Here is a 21,676-nt window from a genome sequence, read left to right as displayed (position 1 = left end):
GCGCCCTCGGTCAAGGTCCAGTCGCCGTTCAGCGTCGCACCTTCCGCAACCGTGCTCGGGCCATCGACAATGTCGACATCAGGTACGTCGTCGACAATGTTGATCGTCAACGTGGCGGGTGCGGAAGACGCATCGCTGTCGGAGACCACCAGGTTGAAGACGTCGGTCTCGGCGCCAGCGCCATCCTGCGTCGGCTCGGTCAGCTCGTACCTGTAGGTCACCACGCCGGTGACCGGATCATAGCCGGTGATCGTCAGGGTGCCGTGCTCGCCAGCAAAGGTCGCGCCGACCAGACCGGAGATCGGGATGGTGACGGGATTGCTACCGTCGGCGGCACTGATCGTCAGGCTTTCCAGATCGCTCAGGCCGTCCGGGTCGGAAAGGGTAAACGTGCCCTGGTGGAACTCCCTGTCGGAATCGGGATCGGAACCGACGGAGCCATTGGTCTTCAGACCGGCCTCGTCCACGATCCCCGAGCCGAGGGTCGTGCCGGGCTCGAAGTTGATTGCGGGCTCGCCATTCTTGCGCTCCGTCGGGAACAGCTCGCGCCGCTCGAATTCGGGGAACTGCAGTGCCGTCGGCGGAAGCAGGGCGCTGAGGTTGAAGCCGTCGCCGATGCCGCCGACCGGGGCCTCGAAGTTGCCGCCGGAGCTGTTGGCCGAGCCGGGAGCGGCCGACATCGCGCCGTCGGGACCGAAAGCGACGTCGACGCCGGCGGATTCGAGCGCCGCGATCAGCGCGACGCGGGGCAGCTCGACATCGCCGAGGATGAAGGTGGGCACGTTGGCCGCGGCGTCCTTGATGACGATGACGCTGCCGTCGGCCTGCTCTAGGACCAGGTTGGCGCCGTCGACGCGGATGTTGTCCACCGAAACATTGGCCGGCAGCCGCACCACGTTGGAGGCGTCGGCGGCATATTCGGTCGGGGTCGCCGCGGCGGGCGCGGCAGCCTGCGGCTGGGGCGCCTGCGCCGGCTGGCCGGAACCGGCATCGACCGGCACCGGTTCGGCCTGGGCCGCCGGCAGTTGCTGCTGGCCCTCGGCCTGCGCCAGAAGCAGCTCGTTGCCGCCACCCGACTTTCCGTTGCCGGACAGCGCCAGGCCGCCCTCGATCTCACCAGAATTGTTGCCGAACTGCGAGCCGGTCGTCGCCATCGCCCTATCCCCTGTTTTGTTGTCCGACAGAACAGTGCCACAGCGACAATTGCAACCAATGGGAAACTCGGTGCATATATAGTGATATGTAGGATGGGCGACTTTTTGATGATGGTAAATTTGGCCTATATTATCCAATATATCTTTCATTCAAATACGAGGCCGATAGACGGCAACGGTGCGGGCAACGAGCGGTTGCAGCTGACCGGCCGTGCCCGAGGGTCCACCGAGGTCCCTGCCGGCGGCCCGACAGCAGGACGCGCAACCGGCCGCATGCCGGCCATGCCCACGGCGCCAGCCGTCGTCACGCTGTGAACAGCAACCGGCAAGCGTTTGCCACGGCTTACGCTGTTGTGGTAGCTTGCCTTCCGTAGCGGTAAGGAGATGCGGACTTGTACCGCTTGAGACGTTGGCTTGCGAACGTGCGGGGCGCGCAAGGCAGGGGAAGCAGGGGAGGAAGTGCATCCGACCTGCCCTCGACCGACGTGCGGCTTCAGGGATTGTTGGCCGACACGCCCGATATCGTGTCGTTCTACGGTCGTGATTTCCGCTTGACCGGCCATGCCGCCGGGCTCCGGGACGTTCACGGCAACCCGGCTTCGGCGGGCGCACATCTGCGCGACATCTATCCGAAACTCACCGAGACCGCGGCAGGGGACGCCCTGCAACTGGTTCCGCGACACGGCGTGCCGGCGATCATCGACCTGGGCGGACATGGCCGGGACCCCCGGCGCGTCCTTGTCTTCAAGGCCGTAGACGGGATCGGCATTCTCGAGCTGTCCGGAGCGGGCGCAGAACAGGGCAGCGCGGACAAGGAGGCCGAGCACGTCAAGCTGCTGCACCAGGCAACGCACGACGCCCTGACGGGCCTGCAGAACCGGCGGCAGTTCGGCGAAAGGCTGCGCCAGATACTGACGGAGATCGACAGGTCGGGGGACCGTCCCGCCCTGCTCCAGATCGACCTCGACGACTTCAAGTCGGTCAACGACACGCTCGGGCACGGCACCGGCGACACGCTGCTGCAGCTCGCCGCCAACCGCATCAGCGGCGCGCTCGGCACGGGCGAGAGCGCATACCGATATGCCGGCGACGAGTTCGCCGTCATCCAGACCGGCAAGCAGCAGCCGGGCGAGGCCGAACGCCTCGCACAGGCGATCGTCGACGCCTTTAAGGCGCCCTTCATCATCAACGACATCCCGCTCTTCGTCGGCGCCAGCATCGGCATCGCCTTCGGGCCGCAACACGGCACCGAGAACGAGGAGCTGATGAAGGCGGCGGACATCGCCCTCTATGCCGCAAAGCGCGACGGACGCGGCTGCGCGCGGGTCTTCAACCGCTCGATGATGCTGCTGCTCGAGCAGCGCGAAAACCTCAGGCGCAGCCTGCGCATGGCATTGGAGCGGCAGGAACTCTATCTCGAGTACCAGCCACTGATCCGGCCGCCGAAGACCGTGGTCGGCTTCGAAGCCCTGCTCAGATGGAACCATCCGGAAATCGGCCTGATACCACCGGGCGTGTTCATCCCCATCGCCGAGGCCGACGGCCTGATGGACGACATCGGCGCCTGGGTCATCGAAGAGGCCTGCCGCCAGGCGATGAGCTGGCCGCCTTCGCTGACTGTGGCGGTCAACCTGTCGCCGGCGCAGTTCCTGAGCGGCACGCTCACCGACACGGTCGCGCAGATCATCGACAACGTCGGCATCCGGGCGGACCGGCTCGAACTGGAAATCACCGAGACGGTGCTACTCGAACAGACCGTCGACAACCTGGACACATTGAACACGCTGAACGTACTCGGCATCCGCATCTCGCTCGACGATTTCGGCACCCACTATTCATCGCTGGGCTATCTCAAGAATTTCCCCTTCGACACGCTGAAGATCGACCAGTATTTCATCAACGAGCTGGCGACGGACCGCAAGAGCCAGACGATTGTCCGCTCCATCATCGGCCTGGCGCACGGCCTCGGCATCAGCGTGACCGCGGAAGGGGTCGAGACGGCCGCCCAGGCACGCTGGCTCGTCGACGAAGGCTGCGACTGCCTGCAGGGCAATTTCCTTGGCCGCGCCCAGGGGGCGCAGCCGACACGGGAATTTATAAAGCGTTCGGGGGTTAGGCTGGTTGCCACGGAGGAAGATCGAGCCTTCCAATAGTCATCACCGACCTGGCATGGCCGCTGTCGCATGCGACGGGCAGGCCCTGTCGGGACAACGGAAAAATCGAACCGGTGCTCATGTCAGGATCGCGGATCGTCTGCGTCACGGCATCCACCCTATCCGGCGAGGATATCAATGTCGGCAGATGCCGCACCCCAACAACCAGGTCCCGAACGCGAGTTCGGCCGGATGATCCAGCTCGACATGGACGTGACCGCATTCCTGTCGAACTGGATGAACTGCGACTACATTTCGAACTACGTGGCCAGGGCCATCAGCCATAACCGGCCCGATTCGGTGTTGTTCTCCAATCTGTTCTCATCAGCCTTCAACGAGTTGCTGGAGGTCGCCTTCCGGACCCGACATCCGGGGGGCGTGATCGCGTGCAAGGTTTCCCGGCACGCCCACATCGACCGCATCGAGCTGGCATTCGCCTGCACAAGCGAGGAGCGTCAGTTCTACGAAAAGGCGATCCTGCAGGCGCAGAGTGCCGACGCACAGCAGCGCTATCTCAATTCGCTGTCGGGCGACACCGCGCCGAGCCGGGATATGGTGCTGCTCGAACTGGCCGTCGACTACGAGGCCGCGTTGTGGCTCGAAACATCCGGCCAGGACAGGATCGCGCTCGTGGTCGACTTGCCGCTCGGGGGTTCCGCACATTGAGCCCGCATTCTTCCCGGTTCCGGGCACAATACGACATGAACAGCCAGGAGTTCACGCTCTCGGGGAGCGTGAGACCCCAGTCGATCGACGAACTCGCCCCCAGCCTCAGCCTGCTCAAGGAGGCCATAGACCGCGTACGAGGCGTACTATACCTCAACGTCCGGCGCCTGGCGCAGATGAACAACGTCGCGTTCCATGCCTTCTCGAGGATCATCGTCGATGCCTGCCGGATGCGGCCCGACCTCAAATTCGTGGTCGTCACCTCGAGTGTGGTCGGCTGGACGACACGCAAGTTCAGCCGGCTGAGCAAGATCGAGCCGAACATCACGGTCGAGGAATATGACAGCGCCTTCTATCCCGGGCAGAGCTTCCTCGAGGAAGGCGGCTTCATCCCGATCCTGCGGACGCAGACGAAGATGACCTGGCGACACGAGCGCTCGATACTCGAACGGCACGGCATGCGTCCGGGGATTTCCATGGCGGACATCTGCTGCGGCATCGGCGACTTCGCCATGCTGGTGCAGAAGGAGTTCGAGCCGGCGCGCATCGTGGCGCTCGACCATTCCCGCTCCAGCCTGGCCTACGCGCGCAAGGTGGCGGAGGAATTCGACGTCCGCGGCATCGAATATACCTATGGCGATGCGTCGGAAATGCTGCTCGACGACGACCAGTTCGACCTGGTGACATGCCGACACTCGCTGCAGATCTTCAACCGGCCGGATCTCATCCTCAAGGAACTGCTCAGGATCTGCAAGCCCGGCGGGCGCGTCTACATCACCAACGAGAAGAACTCGCACTGCCTGGGCGAACCGCGTGCAGAAAGCATACAGTGGACCTACAACGAGGTCGCCAGGCTGTTCGAGCATTTCGAGATGGACGTGGAACTGGGGCCGAAGAGCCGGCGCTACCTCGCCGAAGCCGGCTTCGAGGACATCAGGGTCGAGCAGTTCATGGTGACGAACCTCGATGGCGACCCGAACGACTTCGCCGACGTCATCGCCGCTTGGGAGGACGTATACGCCGGCGACATGGCCGCCAAGCGCGGCGATTCGCCGGAGTTCGTCAAGCGCTTCCGCCAGGGCTTCCGGGATCACATCTACGCCGCCCTTCACCCGAAGGGTTATGCTGGGTGGCCGATCTGGGCCGCATCCGGGCGCAAGCCGTCATGAGCGCCCCCGCCGAGGAGACGCCGCGATTCGGGTTGCGCTCCTTCCGGGCGAAGTTCGTTCTGGTCGTCGGCGGCGCCGTGCTGTTCGACCTTTTGATGAGCGGCGGCCTGGCATTGTGGAACGTCCAGCGGCTCTCCGAGGACGCTACCTCCGAAGTCGGCGCCGGCCTGACCGAGGCCAACCAAGCCTATATCCGCTCCTACGCCGAATCCACGGCATCCCGCGTCGACCTTCTGCTCGACCGCGTGCATGCGGACGTGAATTCGCTGGCCGGCGTGCTGCAGGCGCAGATCGACAATCCCGACAGGCAGAAGCAGGTCGGCGCGACGCTGGCGCGCCAAGCCGCGAACTCGGTGTCGGTGGTCTACAACGCTCAGGGCGACTGGGCCCAGAACCTGCCGGGCGCGCCCTCCGTCGTCAGCGTCTGGGGTTATCTGCTCGGCCCGGACCGCAAGCCGCTGCCGGCTGTGCAGGAGGAGATCGAAAACAGCGCCGTCCTCGACCTGGTTGCGCCCAGCCTGCTGACCACGGGCTCGTCGAAGCTGCAGATGTACTATATCGGGCCCAAGGAGCGGCCGATCTTCAGGACCGCACCCTACACCGATCAGGCTCAGACCTTCGATCGGCTCTATCCCGGGCACAACAAGGCCGAATTCTGGGAGTTCTTCTTCCCGGGCATCTACGGTTCGTGGGAGCAATGGGCGGCGAAGCCGGAATCGCGCGGCGTCAGCGGCAACGACATCACCCAGACGGCACCCTACACCGACGCCATCACCGGCAAGCTGATCGTCAGCTTCTTCCATCCGCTGTGGACTCCCGATCGCAGCGGCGTGGCGGGTGCGGCCGGCGCCGATATCACGCTCGACCAGCTCGCCGAGGTCGTGGAAAACGTCAGGGTCGCCGACAGCGGCTTCGGCTTCTTGACCATGTCCAACGGCAACGTGGTCGCCATCAATCCCAAGGGCGAAGAGACCATCGGCCTGGTTTCGTCGAGCGGCAAGGCCGGCGAAGGCGTCACCGGCCTGGAGCGCTCGCTCGGCGGCAGCACCCAGCCGGCGATCGCCGCGCTCGCTTTCGACCAGAACGATGACGGCGTCGTCCAGCACATCACGCTGAACCAGGGTGGCGAAGGGGTTCCCTACATTGTCGTGCTGAAGAAGCTCAAGCAGACGAATCTCTGGACCTCCGGGCCGATCCAGGCCCAGGCGATGTCCGTCGGCATCGTGGTGCCGGAACGCGAGATCTACGCGTCGCTGTTTGCCGCCCAGAATAGCATCTCGCAGGCGACCAACCGCATCCTGCTCTACCAGCTGCTCGCGATCATGGTCTCGCTGCTGATCGTGTTTGCGGCCGTCTTCGGCCTGTCCAAGCGCATCACCGCCGGCCTGAGCGCGCTTGCCGGGGCGGCCCGCCGGCTGCAGAACAAGGATTATTCGGTCCGCGTGAACATTCCAACGCGTGACGAGGTCGGCGAGGTCGGCGTCGCGTTCAACCGCATGGCGCAGGAGATCAGCTACAACACCGAGCACCTCGAACAGCTCGTCGACGACCGCACCCGCGACCTCGAAGACGCCAACCAGGAGATATCGAGCCTCAACGAAAAGCTGCGCAGCGAGAACCTGCGCCTCGGCGCCGAGCTGGAAGTCGCCCGCCAGATCCAGATGATGGTGCTGCCGAAGGAGCGCGATCTGGAGGCCATTCCGGAAGTGGAGATCGCAGCCTACATGCGGCCGGCCGACGAGGTCGGCGGCGACTATTACGACGTGCTGCAGAACGGGTCGCGGGTCAAGGTCGGCATCGGCGACGTCACCGGCCACGGGCTGGAGAGCGGCGTGCTGATGCTGATGGTGCAGTCGGTCGCCCGCGCCCTCCAGGAGACGGGAGACGGCGACCCGCTGCAGTTCCTCGACCGGCTCAACCGGGCGATCTACAAGAACATCGAGCGCACCAACTCGGACAAGCATCTGTCGCTGGCCTTCCTGGATTACGACGGCGGACGCATGACCCTGTCGGGACAGCACGAGGAAGTGCTCGTCGTGCGTGCCGGCGGCGAGGTCGAGCGCATCGACACGCTCGACCTCGGGCTTCCGGTCGGCCTCGAGCGCGACATCACGCCCTTCGTCGCCACCCGCAACATCCCGTTCGACAGCGGCGACGTAATCGTGCTGCACACCGACGGGGTGACCGAGGCCGAGGACGAGGACGGCGAGTTGTTCGGCCTCGATCGCCTGTGCGAAAGTGCGCGACAACGCCACGGCGGCTCTGCCGAAGAGATCAAGACCGGTATAGTAGAGGATCTGATGGAGCATATCGGCGCCAGGAAGATTCACGACGACATCACGCTCGTCGTCATGCGGCACAGGTGAGACCATGACCACGTTGTATGGACCGGCCGATATTGCCATCGGCATGAGGGAAAGCATCAGCCGCGTCACGCTGTTCGACGGGCCGCTCGAACTCAAATGGCACCATTGCGCCACCACTTCGGACTTCTTCGCCGAGCTGTTCGCGCTGCCCTTCCACGCGTCGCGCAACGACTACAAGGAGGTGCGGCACAATATCGGCTATCTCGTCAACGAGCTGATCGAGAACGCGCTGAAGTTCCGTGAGCCGGGCGAAATCGTGGTCGAGGCGGCGATGGAGCAGGGCAACTTCAAGGTCAAGGTGACCAACGTCATCGCCGAGGCCTCCGCCGCCGACTTCCAGCGCCTGCTTGCCGAAATCACCATGGGCGACCCGGCCGACCATCTGATCCGCCGCATCGAAGCCAATGCCGAAGACGCCGACGCGACCGGCTCCGGCCTGGGACTGCTCACCCTGATGAGCGACTATGGCGCCCGGCTGGCATGGATCTTCAGCCCCACCGAGGCGGTCAACCGCATACACCTCGAGACCTACGCAACCATCCCGGTCTCGGAGATGAGAAACTGACGGACATCATATTATGGAAATAAGAACCGACGACTATCGCGTGTGGACCGAGGCAGGCGAGATCTTCTTCGACGGCACCATGCGGCTCTCGGGCTCCGATGCCTATGCCCCGATCCTCGCCTTGATGCTGGACGTGCTCGAGCAGAAGCCCGCCGAGATCTCGCTCGACCTCCGGGACCTGGAATTCCTCAACTCGTCCGGCATCAATCTCCTGGCGAAATTCACCATAGAGGTCCGCAAGCATGCCGATGTCCGCCTGGTCGTGCGCGGCAGTTCGGAATTCCCGTGGCAGGCAAAGTCCCTGCCCAACCTCAAGAAGCTTCATCCCGCTGTGACGCTGCAGATCAACTGAGCCCACGGCGGCAGGCCTTGCCGCCAGCGGTGTCGCCTCGACCGCAGGGCATATGCCCCGATTGATCCGCGGGGCGGCCGTCCCTTCGCATGCGTCGCGCTTCAGAGCCCCCAAGAAGCCCGCATGGTTTTGCCACGCGGGCTTTGATTTTTCTCCAAGTCGTCGTTTGGCATTTGGCAGGAGACCGGTAGCATTCCTCGAATGCCCAGGGACGCGAGGCGCACGAATATCGGCTCGCGGTCTTCGGTCGCGGCGCGCCCTGCCCGACGTCCAGGATCGAGGTGATGAACAGGTTCCAGAGCACCGCGACCATCAGCATCGGGATGATCTCGAATATCCGGTTGTAGATCGACTGAACGGAGTAGAGCAGATCGGCCATGGCGATGACGCCGACCAGCGAAGTCGCCTCGATCATGCAGATCAGCTGATTGCCGGTCGGCGGCACGATGGACTTCATCGCCTGCGGAATGATGACGCGCCACAGAACGCGTGCATCGTAATTTCTGATATATTATCACAACCCTCAATTGTTGCCGCAATGCAACAGACAGTTACCTTACTGGAACCGAAAGGTTCTCCATGGTTGCACGACTCAGGGTTTCAGGCGATGAAGATTCACGACCGGCAGCAACCTGGGGGCGGGAATGCGGCGGGAATGGTGAAGGATTCAAGTGACATTCAACACTCTGCCATCATAGGCAGAGACAAGTAGGCAGTTTGCTGCAGCGACGCCGGCCGAGAGCCGGGTTGTGCCCGAACTGAAACTGACGGTTGAAGCGCGCTCTGTTTCCTCAGCTCTGCTCGTTCGCGTTCTGACGAGACCAAGGAAACAAAGCCCCCCATGGCACCTGAATGCGGAATTCGGTGGCACTCAGCGTGCCTGTCGTTGCTCGCCTTTATCCTTGTTGGCCTTACCGCTCCCGCAGCCGCCCAGGCTGTGCAACGCAGCTTCATAAACCAGAGCTTCGAGCAGCCCAACCTAGGCTCCACTGCCTGCTTTCGAATCATGTCGTCGTCCCAAGTGCCGGGCTGGGAGACGACGCATTCCAGTCAGGCTCCCGGCGGCAACTGCGCCCTTGCCGCCACGGCCGGTCCTTCCATCGAGCTATGGGCAAATGGCTTCAATGGAGTGACATCCGCCGCCGGCACCCAGCACGCCGAACTCAATGCTTCCGAGGCATCCCGGCTCTACCAGAACGTCTGTCTGGTCAACGGCGAACAGTTTGCCTACCAGTTTTCGCATCGGGGCCGCTCCGGCACCGACGTCATGGATTTCAACATCGCCCCGACGCCGACCGGCACGCGCACGCAAATCGTGCGGTCCTCGACTGGCAGTACGGCCTGGGCGACCCGCACCGGCACCTATACATACACGGGCACCTCGGGCATCCAGACGCTCGGCTTTGAAGCCATTTCCAGTTCCGGCGGCATTTCCTACGGCAACTTCCTCGACAACATCCAGATCACGCTGACACCGTATCTCGAGTTCCAGCCGGGAAATCAGTCCGGCCTCGAGAACATTCCGACGGCGAACCTTCCGACCATCAGGGTTTCCGGCACGCTGACCTCCGCGATCATCGTCAAGGTGACGGTATCAGGCACGGCGACGCTCGGCACCGACTACACGACCCCCGGCGGCAGTGCGTCCTTCAACGTCACGGTGCCGGCCGGCGACTATGACGGCACGCAATCCATCGCGACCGGTATCGTCATCCTCAACGATACGGCGATCGAACCGAACGAAACCATCGTCCTGACGATCACGCCCAATCCGGCCACCTACACGATCGCGGGCACGCAGATCTGCGGCGCGACGGCCAATGCGGCTGCCACCTACACGATCCTCGACAATGATGCGCGCATCACGGTGACGAAGGCGCTGACCGGGGTACGCCTCGCGGCGAGCGACCAGTTCGCGCTATCGATCGCGGGCACCAATGGCCCTGTCAGTGTCAACACGACCGGTACCGGCTCGACCGCCACTGGCCAGGCGCAGCTGTCAAACATAGCGGTCGGAACGGCCTACACCGTGTCCGAAGCCATGGCCCCAGGCAGCGTCAACTCTCAGGGGCGCTACGGAGCATCGCTCTCCTGTACCAATGCCAATGCCACGTCGACGACCGTCCTGCCCGGCGGGGCGGTGCGCAGCGGCAGCGTGACGCCGGTGCAGGGCGACGACATCAGTTGCGTCTTCACCAACACACCCCGCACCCCGGCGATATCCATGACCAAGTCAGCCGGGGCGATCAGCGATCTCGACAGCAACGGTCCAGACGCCGGCGACCAGATTCCCTACACATTCACGGTGACCAACACCGGCGACACCACGCTGACCGGCATCGTCATCAACGACGCCAAGCTCGACACGCCAGCCAGTTGCGTACCGACGACGCTTGCTGCCGGTGGGGTTGCGACCTGCACCGGCGTCCACACCATCACACAGGCCGAGGTCAATGCCGGCGCGGCGAGCAACTCCGCAACCGCCACCGGCACGCCGCCGGAGAGCCCGGCCGTTACGAGCCCGCCATCGACGACGACGACGACGATCGCCGCGAACCCGGCCCTGACCTTGGTCAAGTCGGCGGGGGCGATCGTCGATTCCAACGGCAGCGGCCGCAACGACGCCGGCGACAAGATCACCTACACTTTCGCCGTCACCAACACCGGCAACGTCACTCTGACCTCGGTCAATGTCGACGATTCCCGTATCGGCGTTTCGAACCTCGCGGTCACACCAGCAGCCATCGCACCCGGCGGCACCGGCACGGCCACCGTTGTCTACACCCTCGTCCAGAGCGACATCGACTCCGGCGTCGTCAACAATTCGGCTACCGTCAGCGGCACGCCTCCGACCGGTCCGGAAACCACCAGCCCACCGTCGACCACGACCACGCCGATTGCCAACGCGCCGTCGATCGCCTTGACGAAATCAGGAAGCGCCATCGTCGATGTCGATGGCAATGGTCCGGATGCCGGCGACACGATCTCTTATGCCTTCACGGTCAGCAACACTGGCAACGTCACCCTCGATCCGGTGACAGTCAGCGACCCGCAGCTCGGCGGCGCCATCGCCTGCCCGGTCACGCCGCTCGCGCCCGGCGCTTCCGCCGCCTGCGGCACGACGGCGACCTACACGCTGACCCAGGCCGACATCGACGCCGGCACCTTCGCCAACACGGCGACAGCGTCGGGCACGCCCCCTGCCGGCCCGATCGTCACCGGCACAAGCACGGCCACGACGACGATCCCGCGGTCCCGCCGGATGGCAGTGACCAAGACGGCAGCGCTCGACGATACGGTCATTGCCAACGGCACCGCGGATGTGGGCGAGATCATCACCTACAGCGTCACCGTGCAGAACACCGGCAACCTGACGATCACCAGCCTTGCCGTTAGCGACAGCTTGAACGGGGCGCCAGCGACAACGCTGAGCTGCGCACCAACGACGCTTTCGCCCGGCGCCACGGCAACCTGCGCCAGCTACAGCCACATGGTCACCCAGGCCGAGGTCGATGCCCGGCAGCCACTGGACAACGTCGCAACCGCAAATGGCTCGACGAGCACCGGCGCAGTCAGCGGCGGCGACGACAAGTTGGTGCCGATCACGCCCGCGGCGCCCAGTCTTGTCATCGACAAGACCGTCGACCAGACGTCGATTTCGGCACCGGGAACGTTGACCTACACGGTCACCGTCCGGAACACCGGCAACGTCACGCTGACCGGCGTCAATGTCACCGACACCCTGCCGGACGGAAGTGCGGCGACCTTGCCGGCCCCTGTCCAGACCGGCGCCACCGGTGCGCCCTCTGCAGATCTCGATGTCGGCGAGACCTGGACCTACACGCTGACCTATGCCGTCGATCAGGCGGCGATCAATTCGACGGCCTCGCCGCTGACCAACACGGCGACGGTGACCACAACGCAGACGCCGACGCCCGCCAGCGACGACGCCAAGACAACGATCACACGCAATCCGCTTTTGGTCATCGACAAGACCGTCGACCAGACGTCGATTTCGGCGCCTGGAACGCTGACCTATACCATCACCGTCCGCAACACCGGCAATGTCACGCTGACCGGCGTCAATGTCACCGACACCCTGCCGGACGGCAGTGCGGCGACCTTGCCCGCCCCTGTCCAGACCGGCGCCACAGTCACGCCCACTGCGGACCTCGACGTCGGCGAGACCTGGACCTACACGCTGACCTATACCGTCGATCAGGCGGCGATCAATTCGGCTGCTTCGCCGCTGACCAACACGGCAACGGTGACCACGACCGAGACACCGACGCCGGCCAGCGACGATGCCAGGACGACGATCACCCGCAACGCGTCCTTCACGACCGACAAGACCGTCGACCAGACGACGATTTCCGGTCCGACGACGCTGCACTACACGGTGACGCTGACCAACACCGGCAATGTGTCGCTGACAGGCGTCGCGCCTGTCGACACGTTGCCGAACGGCACAATTGCGCCTGTTGCCGCCAGCGGGCCCGACCTCGATGTGCTGGTCGGACCGACCGAAAGCATTTCGGCGAACGGCGTGCTCGATGTCGGCGAAGTCTGGACCTACACCATGAGTCATGGCGTGGATCAGGCGCGGATCGAGGCGGGCACCGATCTGGTCAACACGGTCGTGGTGACGACCTCCCAGACGCCGTCGCCACAGGATTCGGCCACCACCACGATCACCCAGTTTCATTCGCTCGCGATCGACAAGACAGTCGACAAGGTCCGGGTTGAAAACGCCGGCGAGCTGCTGACGTACACCATCACGGTGACCAACACCGGCAATGTCGAACTGAACGGGGTGAGCCTGACGGATTCGCTGTCGAACGGCGTCACCCTCACGCCGAGCGCCCCGACCGAAAGCATCCTGCCGGCCAACTACAAGCTCGATGTCGGCGAAACCTGGACCTACACGGCCACCTATGCCGTCACCCAGGCCGACCTCGACGATCCGACGACGCTGGTCAACACGGCCTCGGTGACCACGACCGAGACGCCTACTCCGAAGGAGGCCACGGCGGTCACCGACGAGAACGAAGTGCCGGACATAGAAGTTGAAAAGACCGTCGATGTGACCTCTATCGCGGCGCCGAGAACGCTGACCTATACCATTCGCGTCCACAACACCGGCAATGTCAGGCTGACGGGCATAGCTGCCAACGACACGTTGCCCGGCGCGGCCGGCCCCGTCCTCCTGACTGGCGAGACGGAGAGCGTTCTGCCGGCCGATGGTGCGTTGGATGTCGGCGAAACCTGGACCTACACGATCACCTATGCTGCGGACCAGGACGACATCGACGCTGGTGCCGATCTGGTCAACTCGGTCTCGGTCGAGGCCACCCCGCCGGCAGGCCCGAACGTCAGCGGCAATGACTCCGCCACGACCGACGTCACCGGCATGCCTGCGCTTTCGGTGGAAAAGACGGTCGACAGGACGTCGATCTCGGCGCCGGGCACGCTGAACTACACCATCACTCTTGCCAACACCGGCAACGTCACCCTGACCGGCGTGACGCCGACCGATACGCTGCCGAACGGCAGCACCGCCGTGCTGACGGGACCGAGCGAGAGCATCTCGACCAACGGGGCGCTCGATGTCGGCGAAAGCTGGACCTACACGACCAGCTATGCCGTCGAGCAGCCGGAGATCGACGCCGGCGCAGATCGGGTCAACCAGGTCTCGGTCGTCAGCACGCAGACGCCCACCCCGGAAACCGGCTCCGCCACCACCACGATTTCGTCAAACCCCGGTCTTTCGGTCGAGAAGACTGTCGACAGGACGTCGATCTCGGCGCCGGGCACGCTGAACTACACCATCACCCTTGCCAACACCGGCAACGTCACCCTGACCGGCGTGACGCCGACCGACACGCTGCCGAACGGCACAACCGCCGTGCTGACGGGACCGAGCGAGAGCATTTCGCCAAACGGGACGCTCGATGTCGGCGAAAGCTGGACCTACACGACCAGCTATGCCGTAGGACAAGCTGAAATCGACACCGGCGCGGACCGCGTCAACCAGGTCTCGGTCGTCAGCACGCAGACGCCGACAGCCGCAAGCAGCAGCGCAACAACGACGATCACCCAGGCGCCACGCCTGCAGGTCGACAAGGTCGTCGACCGTAACTCGATCGCCGCGCCGGGCCAACTGACCTACACCATCACGGTCGAGAACCTTGGCAATGTCTCGCTGACGCCTCCGACGGGCGACATCGTCGACACCTTGTCCAATGGCGGCACGGTAACGGTCGGTCCGCGCTCGGGTGACGGCGGAACGGCTGGCGTGCTCGATGTCGGCGAAACCTGGACCTACACTGCGACCTATCAGGTGACGCAGGCCGATATCAACGCGGGCACTGCACTGGTCAACTCGGCAACCGCGACATTCACCGCGCCTGGCGGCGGCACGGCAAGCGACAGCGATACCGCAACGACGACCATCAACCAGACGCCGGGCCTGACGATGATCAAGACGGCGACGGCGGGCGATCCCTACGACGCGGTGAATGACACCGTCGCCTACAGCTATGTGGTGACCAACAGCGGCAACACCACCATCACCCAGCCGATCAGCGTTGCCGACGACAAGATCGCATCGGTGTCCTGCCCGGCGCTGCCGGTGGGCGGCCTGCTCCCGAACGGCTCCCTGACGTGCACGGCCAGCTACACCATCGTCCAGGCCGACATCGACAATGGCTCGGTGACCAACACGGCGACCGCGACCGACGGCACTACGACATCCCTTCCGGCGAGCGAGACGGCGACTGCGACGCAGACGCCGTCGATCGCGCTGACGAAGACTGCCGGGGCAATCAATGACCTGGACAGCAACGGTCCCGACATTGGCGACACGATCGAGTTCACCTTCGCGGTGACCAACACCGGCAATGTAACGCTCGATCCCGTCACCGTCGACGATCCCAAACTGGGTGGAGCGGTCGCTTGCCCGGTCGCACCGCTCGCACCCGGCACGGCCGCGGTTGCTTGCGGCACCACAGCCACCTACACGCTGACCCAAGCCGACATCGATGCCGGCACCTTCGTCAACATCGCAACGGCAACCGGCACGCCCAACGGCGGCGACCCGGTCACCGGCACCGGCACCTCGACGACGTCCATCAACCGGGCACCGGCGCTGACCTTGGACAAGACGGTGACCTCCGGCGAGCCGTACGACCAGGTCGGCGACATCATTGCCTACAGCTACCTCGTGACCAACAACGGCAACACCACCATCACCGAACCGATCACGATTGCCGATGACAAGATCGCTTCGGAAACCATCGAGTGCGCGCCGCTGCCACTGGGCGGTCTTGCCCCCTCGGGTTCACTGACCTGCACCGGCAGCTACACGATCACCCAGGCAGATCTCAACGCCGGGACCGTCGTCAACATTGCGTCGGCGCATTCCGGAACGACCACTTCGCCAACTGACACCGCAACGGTGACCGCGACGCAGGCGGCGTCGCTCGCCCTGAGCAAGACCGCCGGCGAGATCAACGATCTCAATGGCAACGGCCGTGCCGATCCCGGCGACACCATCACCTATACCTTCGTCGCGACCAATCTCGGCAACGTCACGCTGACCGGCGTGACAGTCGACGACACGCGTATCGGGGTGACCAATCTTGCGGTGACGCCGTCGACATTGACCCCTGCCGGCGAAGGCGCGTCGAGCGGCACGGCAACGGCCACCTATGCCTTGACGCTGGCAGACATCAACGCAGGCAAGGTGGTGAATCAGGCGACTGCTACCGGCCAGCCACCGACTGGCGACCCGATCACCAATCCCTCCGACGACCCCCGTCTGCCGGGTCGCGACGACCCGACGACCGTGCCGATCGAGCCGGCGCCCGGTCTGACGCTGATCAAGACAGCCGATGCGGTCGCCGACACCAATGGCGACGGGGTCATTGGTAGTGAGGGCGATATGATTACCTATCGCTTCAGCGTCACCAACAATGGCAACGTCACGCTCTACGACGTCGCTCCCAGCGACGCAGGGCCGAGCTTTGACGGTGAGCCTGGAACGAACGCATTGTCGGCGTTCACGCCGGCGAGCGTGGCTGCGATCGAACCCGGGTCAGGTGTCCAGTTCACCGCGACCTACACAATGAGCAGCGCGGACGTCGATGCCGCCGCCGGCGTCACCGATGGCGTGAGCAACACCGCCGTGGCGGAAGGCTACACCGAAGGCGGCCAGGCGAGCGGCACTCGGGTCGCGTCGCCGCAAAGCGGTACCATACTTGGGCTGCCGCTCGGCTCCCCCAGCGATCTCAAGCTGACCAAGCAAGCCAACATCCGGCAGATCAGGATCGGTGAGAAGGCCTCGTTCACCATCATCGTTGAAAACAACCTGTCCCGCAATGTCGGCCCGGTGATCGTCACCGACACTATCCCGGTCGGCTTCCGCTACGTCGAAGGCTCGGGCACCGTTCACGGCACCGAGGCTGCACCCGAAGTCTCCGGGCGCAATGTCAGCTTCACCATCGCGGACATCGCGCCCAACGCCAAGGTCGAGATCCGGCTGCAGATGGTGGCGCTCAGCACGGCCGGGCCGGGGCGGCATATCAACACTGCAATCGCCACAAACGAAGCCGGCAAACCGCTTGCGCCGAAAGCGAGCGCCTGGGTCGAGATCATCGCGGAACCGATCTTCGATTGCGGCGAGATCATCGGCAAGGTGTTCGACGACCTCAACCGCAACGGCTACCAGGACGAAGGCGAGCCTGGATTGCCGGGCATCCGGGTCGTCACCGTCAGGGGGCGGCTGATCACCACCGACCAGCATGGGCGCTTCCACGTCGCCTGCGCCGACATGCCGGACAAGCGCATCGGCTCGAACTTCATCATGAAGCTCGACGAGCGCACCTTGCCGACCGGCTATCGCGTGACGACCGAAAACCCGCGTGTCGTGCGGCTGACCGCCGGCAAGATGACCAAGCTGAACTTCGGCGCCAGCATCGGCCGTGTCGTCCGCCTCGACCTCAAGGGCGCAGCCTTTGAAAGCGGTGGCGTCGCACTGAAGCCGAACTGGGCGAAGGGGCTCGACCAGCTGATCGACGTGCTCGGCAAGGAGCAGTCGGTGCTGCGGCTGAGCTATGTCGACGCCGGCGCCGACAAGGATCTTGCGCAACGGCGCGTGCGACATCTCGAAGCCGAGATTCTCGAACGATGGAACGCCGCTGGGGGGCGGTACAGGCTCGGAATTGAAACGCGCGTGGAGACAGGCCAATGAACACCGTCCTGATCCCCAATGTCTCTGCTCGGCAGGTCAATGGCCACGTCCGTGCCTGCCTCATGGCCAGCTGCGTCTTCATCGCCTTGGCGCTCAGTGGTCCTGTCCAAGCGCAGGGTGGTGACGACTGCATCGACCAAAGCTGCAAGCCCGGCCTGCATGGCAAGACGTTGAACAACAGCGGCGGCACGGTCAAGACCGGCCAGAACACCGAGCGCGAAACGCCTGAAGATGCCGGCGACATACCGTTCTCGATCAGCGTCGACGGCGAACAGCTCGACCGCAGCTCGACCGCGCGGCAAGGCCAGGCAGCCAAGGGACCGCGCAAGCCGGCGGCAAAGCAGATCGACGCGCAGCGCAAGACGGATATCGGGCTGAAGGCCGTGGACATCCAGGTCAAGTTCGACGGGCTCGATGCCCGTCCGACGCTCAACATCTCGACCATGCCGGTGCGGCGCGCCTATAGGCCCGGCGAGCAGATCGACTTCCTGGCGACCGCCAACTACCCCGCCTTCATCAGCCGCTCGGAAATCCGCATCTATGGTTCGAACGACCGGGCCGGCGACGAGCCGCGCGCGGTCATTCCCGTCGTCATCAATGGCAAGGCAAGCTGGACCATGCCGGCGGAAGTCGACCGGCTGACCGGCAAGGACGTCGAGTATCGCTATCTTCTGCGTGTCTACGATGCCAACGGCCGTTTCGACGAAACCGCGCCGTTGTCGATCGCCCGCACCGAGAAGGATCTGTCACCGGTGCTGCCGCGCGAGGCGACCGCACCTGGAATGGGCGAAGACCGTACCGCCTTGCGCAACATCCAGATCAATGGTGGTGCCGTAACGGTTTATGGCCGCCGGGTCCCGGCGGGGCATCAGGTGCGCGCCCTCGGCGAGATCATTCCCGTCGACCCCGACAACGCCTTCATCGTCCAGCGTATCCTGCCGCCCGGCGAGCACGACGTCGATGTCGGCGTCGTCAAGCAGGGCGATGGCAAGGACAGCGCGCTGGATTTCCGCCGCCAGATCAACATTCCCAACAATGACTGGTTCTACGTCGCGCTCGCCGATTTCACCGTGGGCAAGCGGACCGGAGACGATCATATCGAGGACGTTCGTCCCGGCGAATACGACAAGATCTACACCAAGGGCCGGCTGGCCTACTATCTCAAGGGCAAGATCAAGGGGAAATACCTGCTGACGGCGGCCGGCGACACCGGCGAAGCTCCGATCGACGAGATGTTCCGCAATCTCGACGCCAAGGATCCGCGCAGTCTACTGCGGCGCCTAGATCCGGACGACTACTATCCCGTCTACGGCGACGACTCGACCGCGATCGAGGACGCGCCGACCAAGGGCAAGTTCTATGTCCGCCTCGAGCGCGGCGACAGCCAGGTGATGTGGGGCAGCTACAAGACCACCATCAACGGCACCGAATTCATCCGGTCCGACCGTGGGCTCTATGGCGCGAATGGCGTCTACCGCTCGGCGCAGACCACCAGCTTCGGCGAACGCAAGACCGAGGCCACGCTCTATGCGGCACAGCCCGATACCTTGCCGCAGCGCGACGAATTCCTGGGGTCCGGCTCGTTCTATTGGATGAAGCGGCAGGACATCACCGCGGGCTCGGAAACCATCGCCATCGAAGTCCGTGACGCGGTCACCGGCCGGCTGATCGAACGTCGCACGCTTCGCTATGGCGAAGACTACAGCTTCGACTACATGCAGGGTACCTTGCTGCTCAAGCGGCCTGTCCTGTCCACCGCGGGCACATCAGGCCCGGTGCGCGACGGCGCTCTGGGCGGCAACAAGGCCTATGTCGTCGCCCAGTACGAGTACACCCCGGTTGCCGGCGACGTTGACGGTTACGTCTATGGCGGCCGCGGCCAGCACTGGATCAACGACAAGGTGCGCATCGGCGTCACCGGCATGAATGAAACGACGGGCGATGCCGACCAGCGTGCACTCGGCGCCGATATCAAGATCCGCCATTCCGACAAGACGTTCCTCGAGGCCGAAGTCGCCAATTCCAAGGGGCCAGGTTTCGGCCGCTCGCGCTCGCTCGACGGCGGGCTGACGATCGAGGACCTGCCTTCATCGGGGCAGCGCAACAAGTCGGCAATGGCCTACCGCGTGCGCGGCCAGGTCGGGCTCGAGGACGTCTTCGACAATGGACCCAAGGGCACGGTCGGCGGATACTTCGAGAAGACGGAGGATGGTTTCTCGACGCTTTCCGAACAGTCGGACGGCGACGAGCGCATCTGGGGCGCGTTTGCGAATATTGACGTCGACGACGCGGTCACGGTCGATCTCAAATATGACGATTTCCGCGCCGCGGACTACAACCGCTATGTCTATCCGATCGGCGATCCCGAGGCGCCAGCAAGGATCCGGACGAAGCGCAAGGGCGAGGGCGCTGTCAGCTGGCAGATGGACGAGTACTGGAAGGTGACTTTCGGCATCACCTATACGGAGCTCAACGATCCGTTGCGCGCCAGGGCGTCGCGCTACCGCAGCGGCTACAACGGCGACCGGCTCGATGCCGGCATGCGCGTGGAGTACCGGCCAAACGACGACCAGATGTTCTACGGCTTCGGCCAGGGCACCTTGTCCAGGTCGGGCGACATCCGCCGCAATGACCGCATCGGTGTCGGCACCGAGCTCAAGCTGACCGAGAAGGTCGGCCTCGATGCGGAAGTATCCTACGGCACCGGAGGCCTGGGCGGCCTGGCCGCCGTCACCTACAGCCCGACTGCCGACGACCAGTACTACATCGGCTACCGGCTCGATCCCGGCCGCGCCTTCGATCTCGACCGCAGCTACGACCTGATCGGCACCGATCGCGGCGAGATCGTCGCCGGTGTCAAGCACAGGCTCGGCGACGAGGTCTCGGTCTATTCCGAAGACAGCTACGACATGTTCGGCTCGCGCCGCTCGCTCAACCAGACTTACGGTGTCATCTACACGCCCGACACGCTCTGGACGGTGAATGCCTCGTTCGAGGCCGGGCTGATCGAGGATGACGGCGTCTACGCCGTGCTCGACGATGACGGCAAGCCGACCGGAACATACGAGTATCGCGAGAACATCGACCGCAAGGCCGTTTCCGTGTCGGTCGGCTACAACAACGAAGACGAGGGCATCACCGGGCGGGTTCGCGGCGAGGCGCGTTTCGACGATTCCGACGACAATACGCGTGACCAGAATACATACCTGCTCGCCGCCGGGCTTTCGCTCAAGACCACGCCGGACTGGCGCATGATCGCCAACTTCGAAGGCGTCTGGTCGGATGCGGGCAACTGCGATGCCGGTACCGACGCGTGCCGCCGATCGTTCCGCGACGGCGATTATGTCGAGGCGTCGCTCGGCTATGCCTATCGCCCAGTTGACAACGACCGGCTCAACGCCCTGTTCAAGTACACCTATCTGTACGACCTCCCCGGCTCCGACCAGGTCAGCGCGGTCACAGGCGACCAGTATGGCCCGCTGCAGCGCAGCCACATCATGTCGGCAGACTTCACCTATGATCTGCTGCCGTGGCTGTCGGTCGGCGCCAAATACGGCTTCCGCATCGGCCAGGTTCGCTACCGTGAGCGCAGCGCCGGCGGCGGCGCGGCATTCGAGACCGAATGGCAGCGTTCGTCGGCCCATCTCGGGATCCTCAGGGCCGACCTGCATATCGTCAAGGACTGGGATGCGCTGGTCGAGGGCAGAGTGCTTTCCATGCCCGATCAGGGCACCGTCGATTACGGCGCGCTGCTGGCAGTCTATCGTCACGTCGGCGAGAACTTCAAGGTCGGCGTAGGCTACAATTTCGGTGCTTTCTCGGACGACCTTCGTGACCAGACGCTCGACGACATGGGAGCATTCCTCAACGTCGTCGGCAAGTTCTGACGAATCGCCTCGACGCGATCGATCGACGCTGGAGTCAACATCTGCCCTCATCCTCGGGCGACGAAGGGCCATTTGAAGCCGACAACATGGAATCGTTGCCTCCCATTTCACCGC

Annotated in this window: 9 protein-coding genes and 1 pseudogene; 8 read left to right on the top strand and 2 right to left on the bottom strand. The window is 64.2% G+C overall.

All coding sequences use genetic code 11. The features are described 5' to 3' along the window. On the bottom strand, positions 1–1,154 hold a 1,154-nt coding region (locus J2X50_RS23245), incomplete at its 3' end, for a hypothetical protein (protein WP_429098406.1). 470 nt (positions 1,155–1,624) lie between these two features. On the opposite strand from J2X50_RS23245, the gene J2X50_RS23240 reads away from it, so the two are divergent. The 6 genes from J2X50_RS23240 (at position 1,625) to J2X50_RS23215 (ending at position 8,425) form a co-directional block, all read left to right on the top strand. After that, positions 1,625–3,307, top strand: coding sequence for a putative bifunctional diguanylate cyclase/phosphodiesterase (locus tag J2X50_RS23240; RefSeq protein ID WP_429098410.1), 1,683 nt, complete (start codon positions 1,625–1,627; stop codon positions 3,305–3,307). 138 nt (positions 3,308–3,445) lie between these two features. Continuing rightward, positions 3,446–3,973 carry a ubiquinone biosynthesis methyltransferase UbiE gene (locus tag J2X50_RS23235; protein WP_429098405.1) on the top strand — a complete coding sequence of 176 codons (528 nt, stop codon included), beginning with the start codon at positions 3,446–3,448 and terminating at the stop codon, positions 3,971–3,973. 35 nt (positions 3,974–4,008) lie between these two features. Next, on the top strand, positions 4,009–5,142 hold the full coding sequence (locus tag J2X50_RS23230) for a methyltransferase domain-containing protein (protein ID WP_429098403.1): 1,134 nt from the start codon (positions 4,009–4,011) through the stop codon (positions 5,140–5,142). Continuing rightward, positions 5,139–7,508 (top strand): SpoIIE family protein phosphatase, encoded by a 2,370-nt coding sequence (locus tag J2X50_RS23225; protein WP_429098401.1) that lies wholly within the window; start codon positions 5,139–5,141, stop codon positions 7,506–7,508. Before J2X50_RS23230 ends, J2X50_RS23225 begins: the two co-directional genes overlap by 4 nt. 4 nt (positions 7,509–7,512) lie before the next feature. Continuing rightward, the gene (locus tag J2X50_RS23220; RefSeq protein ID WP_340041294.1) at positions 7,513–8,073 is read left to right on the top strand and encodes a slr1658 superfamily regulator; all 561 of its coding nucleotides are present in this window, start codon (positions 7,513–7,515) and stop codon (positions 8,071–8,073) included. Between the two features lie 13 nt (positions 8,074–8,086). Then, complete coding sequence (locus J2X50_RS23215) at positions 8,087–8,425, top strand: slr1659 superfamily regulator (RefSeq protein WP_429098399.1); 339 nt, start codon at positions 8,087–8,089, stop codon at positions 8,423–8,425. 259 nt (positions 8,426–8,684) lie between these two features. Here J2X50_RS23215 and J2X50_RS23210 read toward each other — a convergent pair. Next, a pseudogene (locus tag J2X50_RS23210) lies at positions 8,685–8,918 on the bottom strand (amino acid ABC transporter permease); the annotation flags it as partial. A gap of 513 nt (positions 8,919–9,431) precedes the next feature. On the opposite strand from J2X50_RS23210, the gene J2X50_RS23205 reads away from it, so the two are divergent. Both J2X50_RS23205 and J2X50_RS23200 read left to right on the top strand, forming a co-directional pair. Beyond that, positions 9,432–17,675, top strand: a complete 8,244-nt coding sequence (locus J2X50_RS23205) for a DUF7507 domain-containing protein (RefSeq protein WP_429098398.1) — start codon at positions 9,432–9,434, stop codon at positions 17,673–17,675. Beyond that, on the top strand, positions 17,672–21,562 hold the full coding sequence (locus tag J2X50_RS23200) for a TonB-dependent receptor (protein ID WP_429098396.1): 3,891 nt from the start codon (positions 17,672–17,674) through the stop codon (positions 21,560–21,562). Before J2X50_RS23205 ends, J2X50_RS23200 begins: the two co-directional genes overlap by 4 nt. Positions 21,563–21,676 lie beyond the last annotated feature (114 nt).

Origin of the sequence: Aminobacter sp. BE322 (assembly GCF_050433525.1) — a bacterium.
Taxonomy (GTDB): Bacteria; Pseudomonadota; Alphaproteobacteria; order Rhizobiales; family Rhizobiaceae; genus Aminobacter.
The sequence above is the reverse complement of the archived record's forward strand: the minus strand, read 5'-3'. Positions and strand labels throughout refer to the sequence as shown.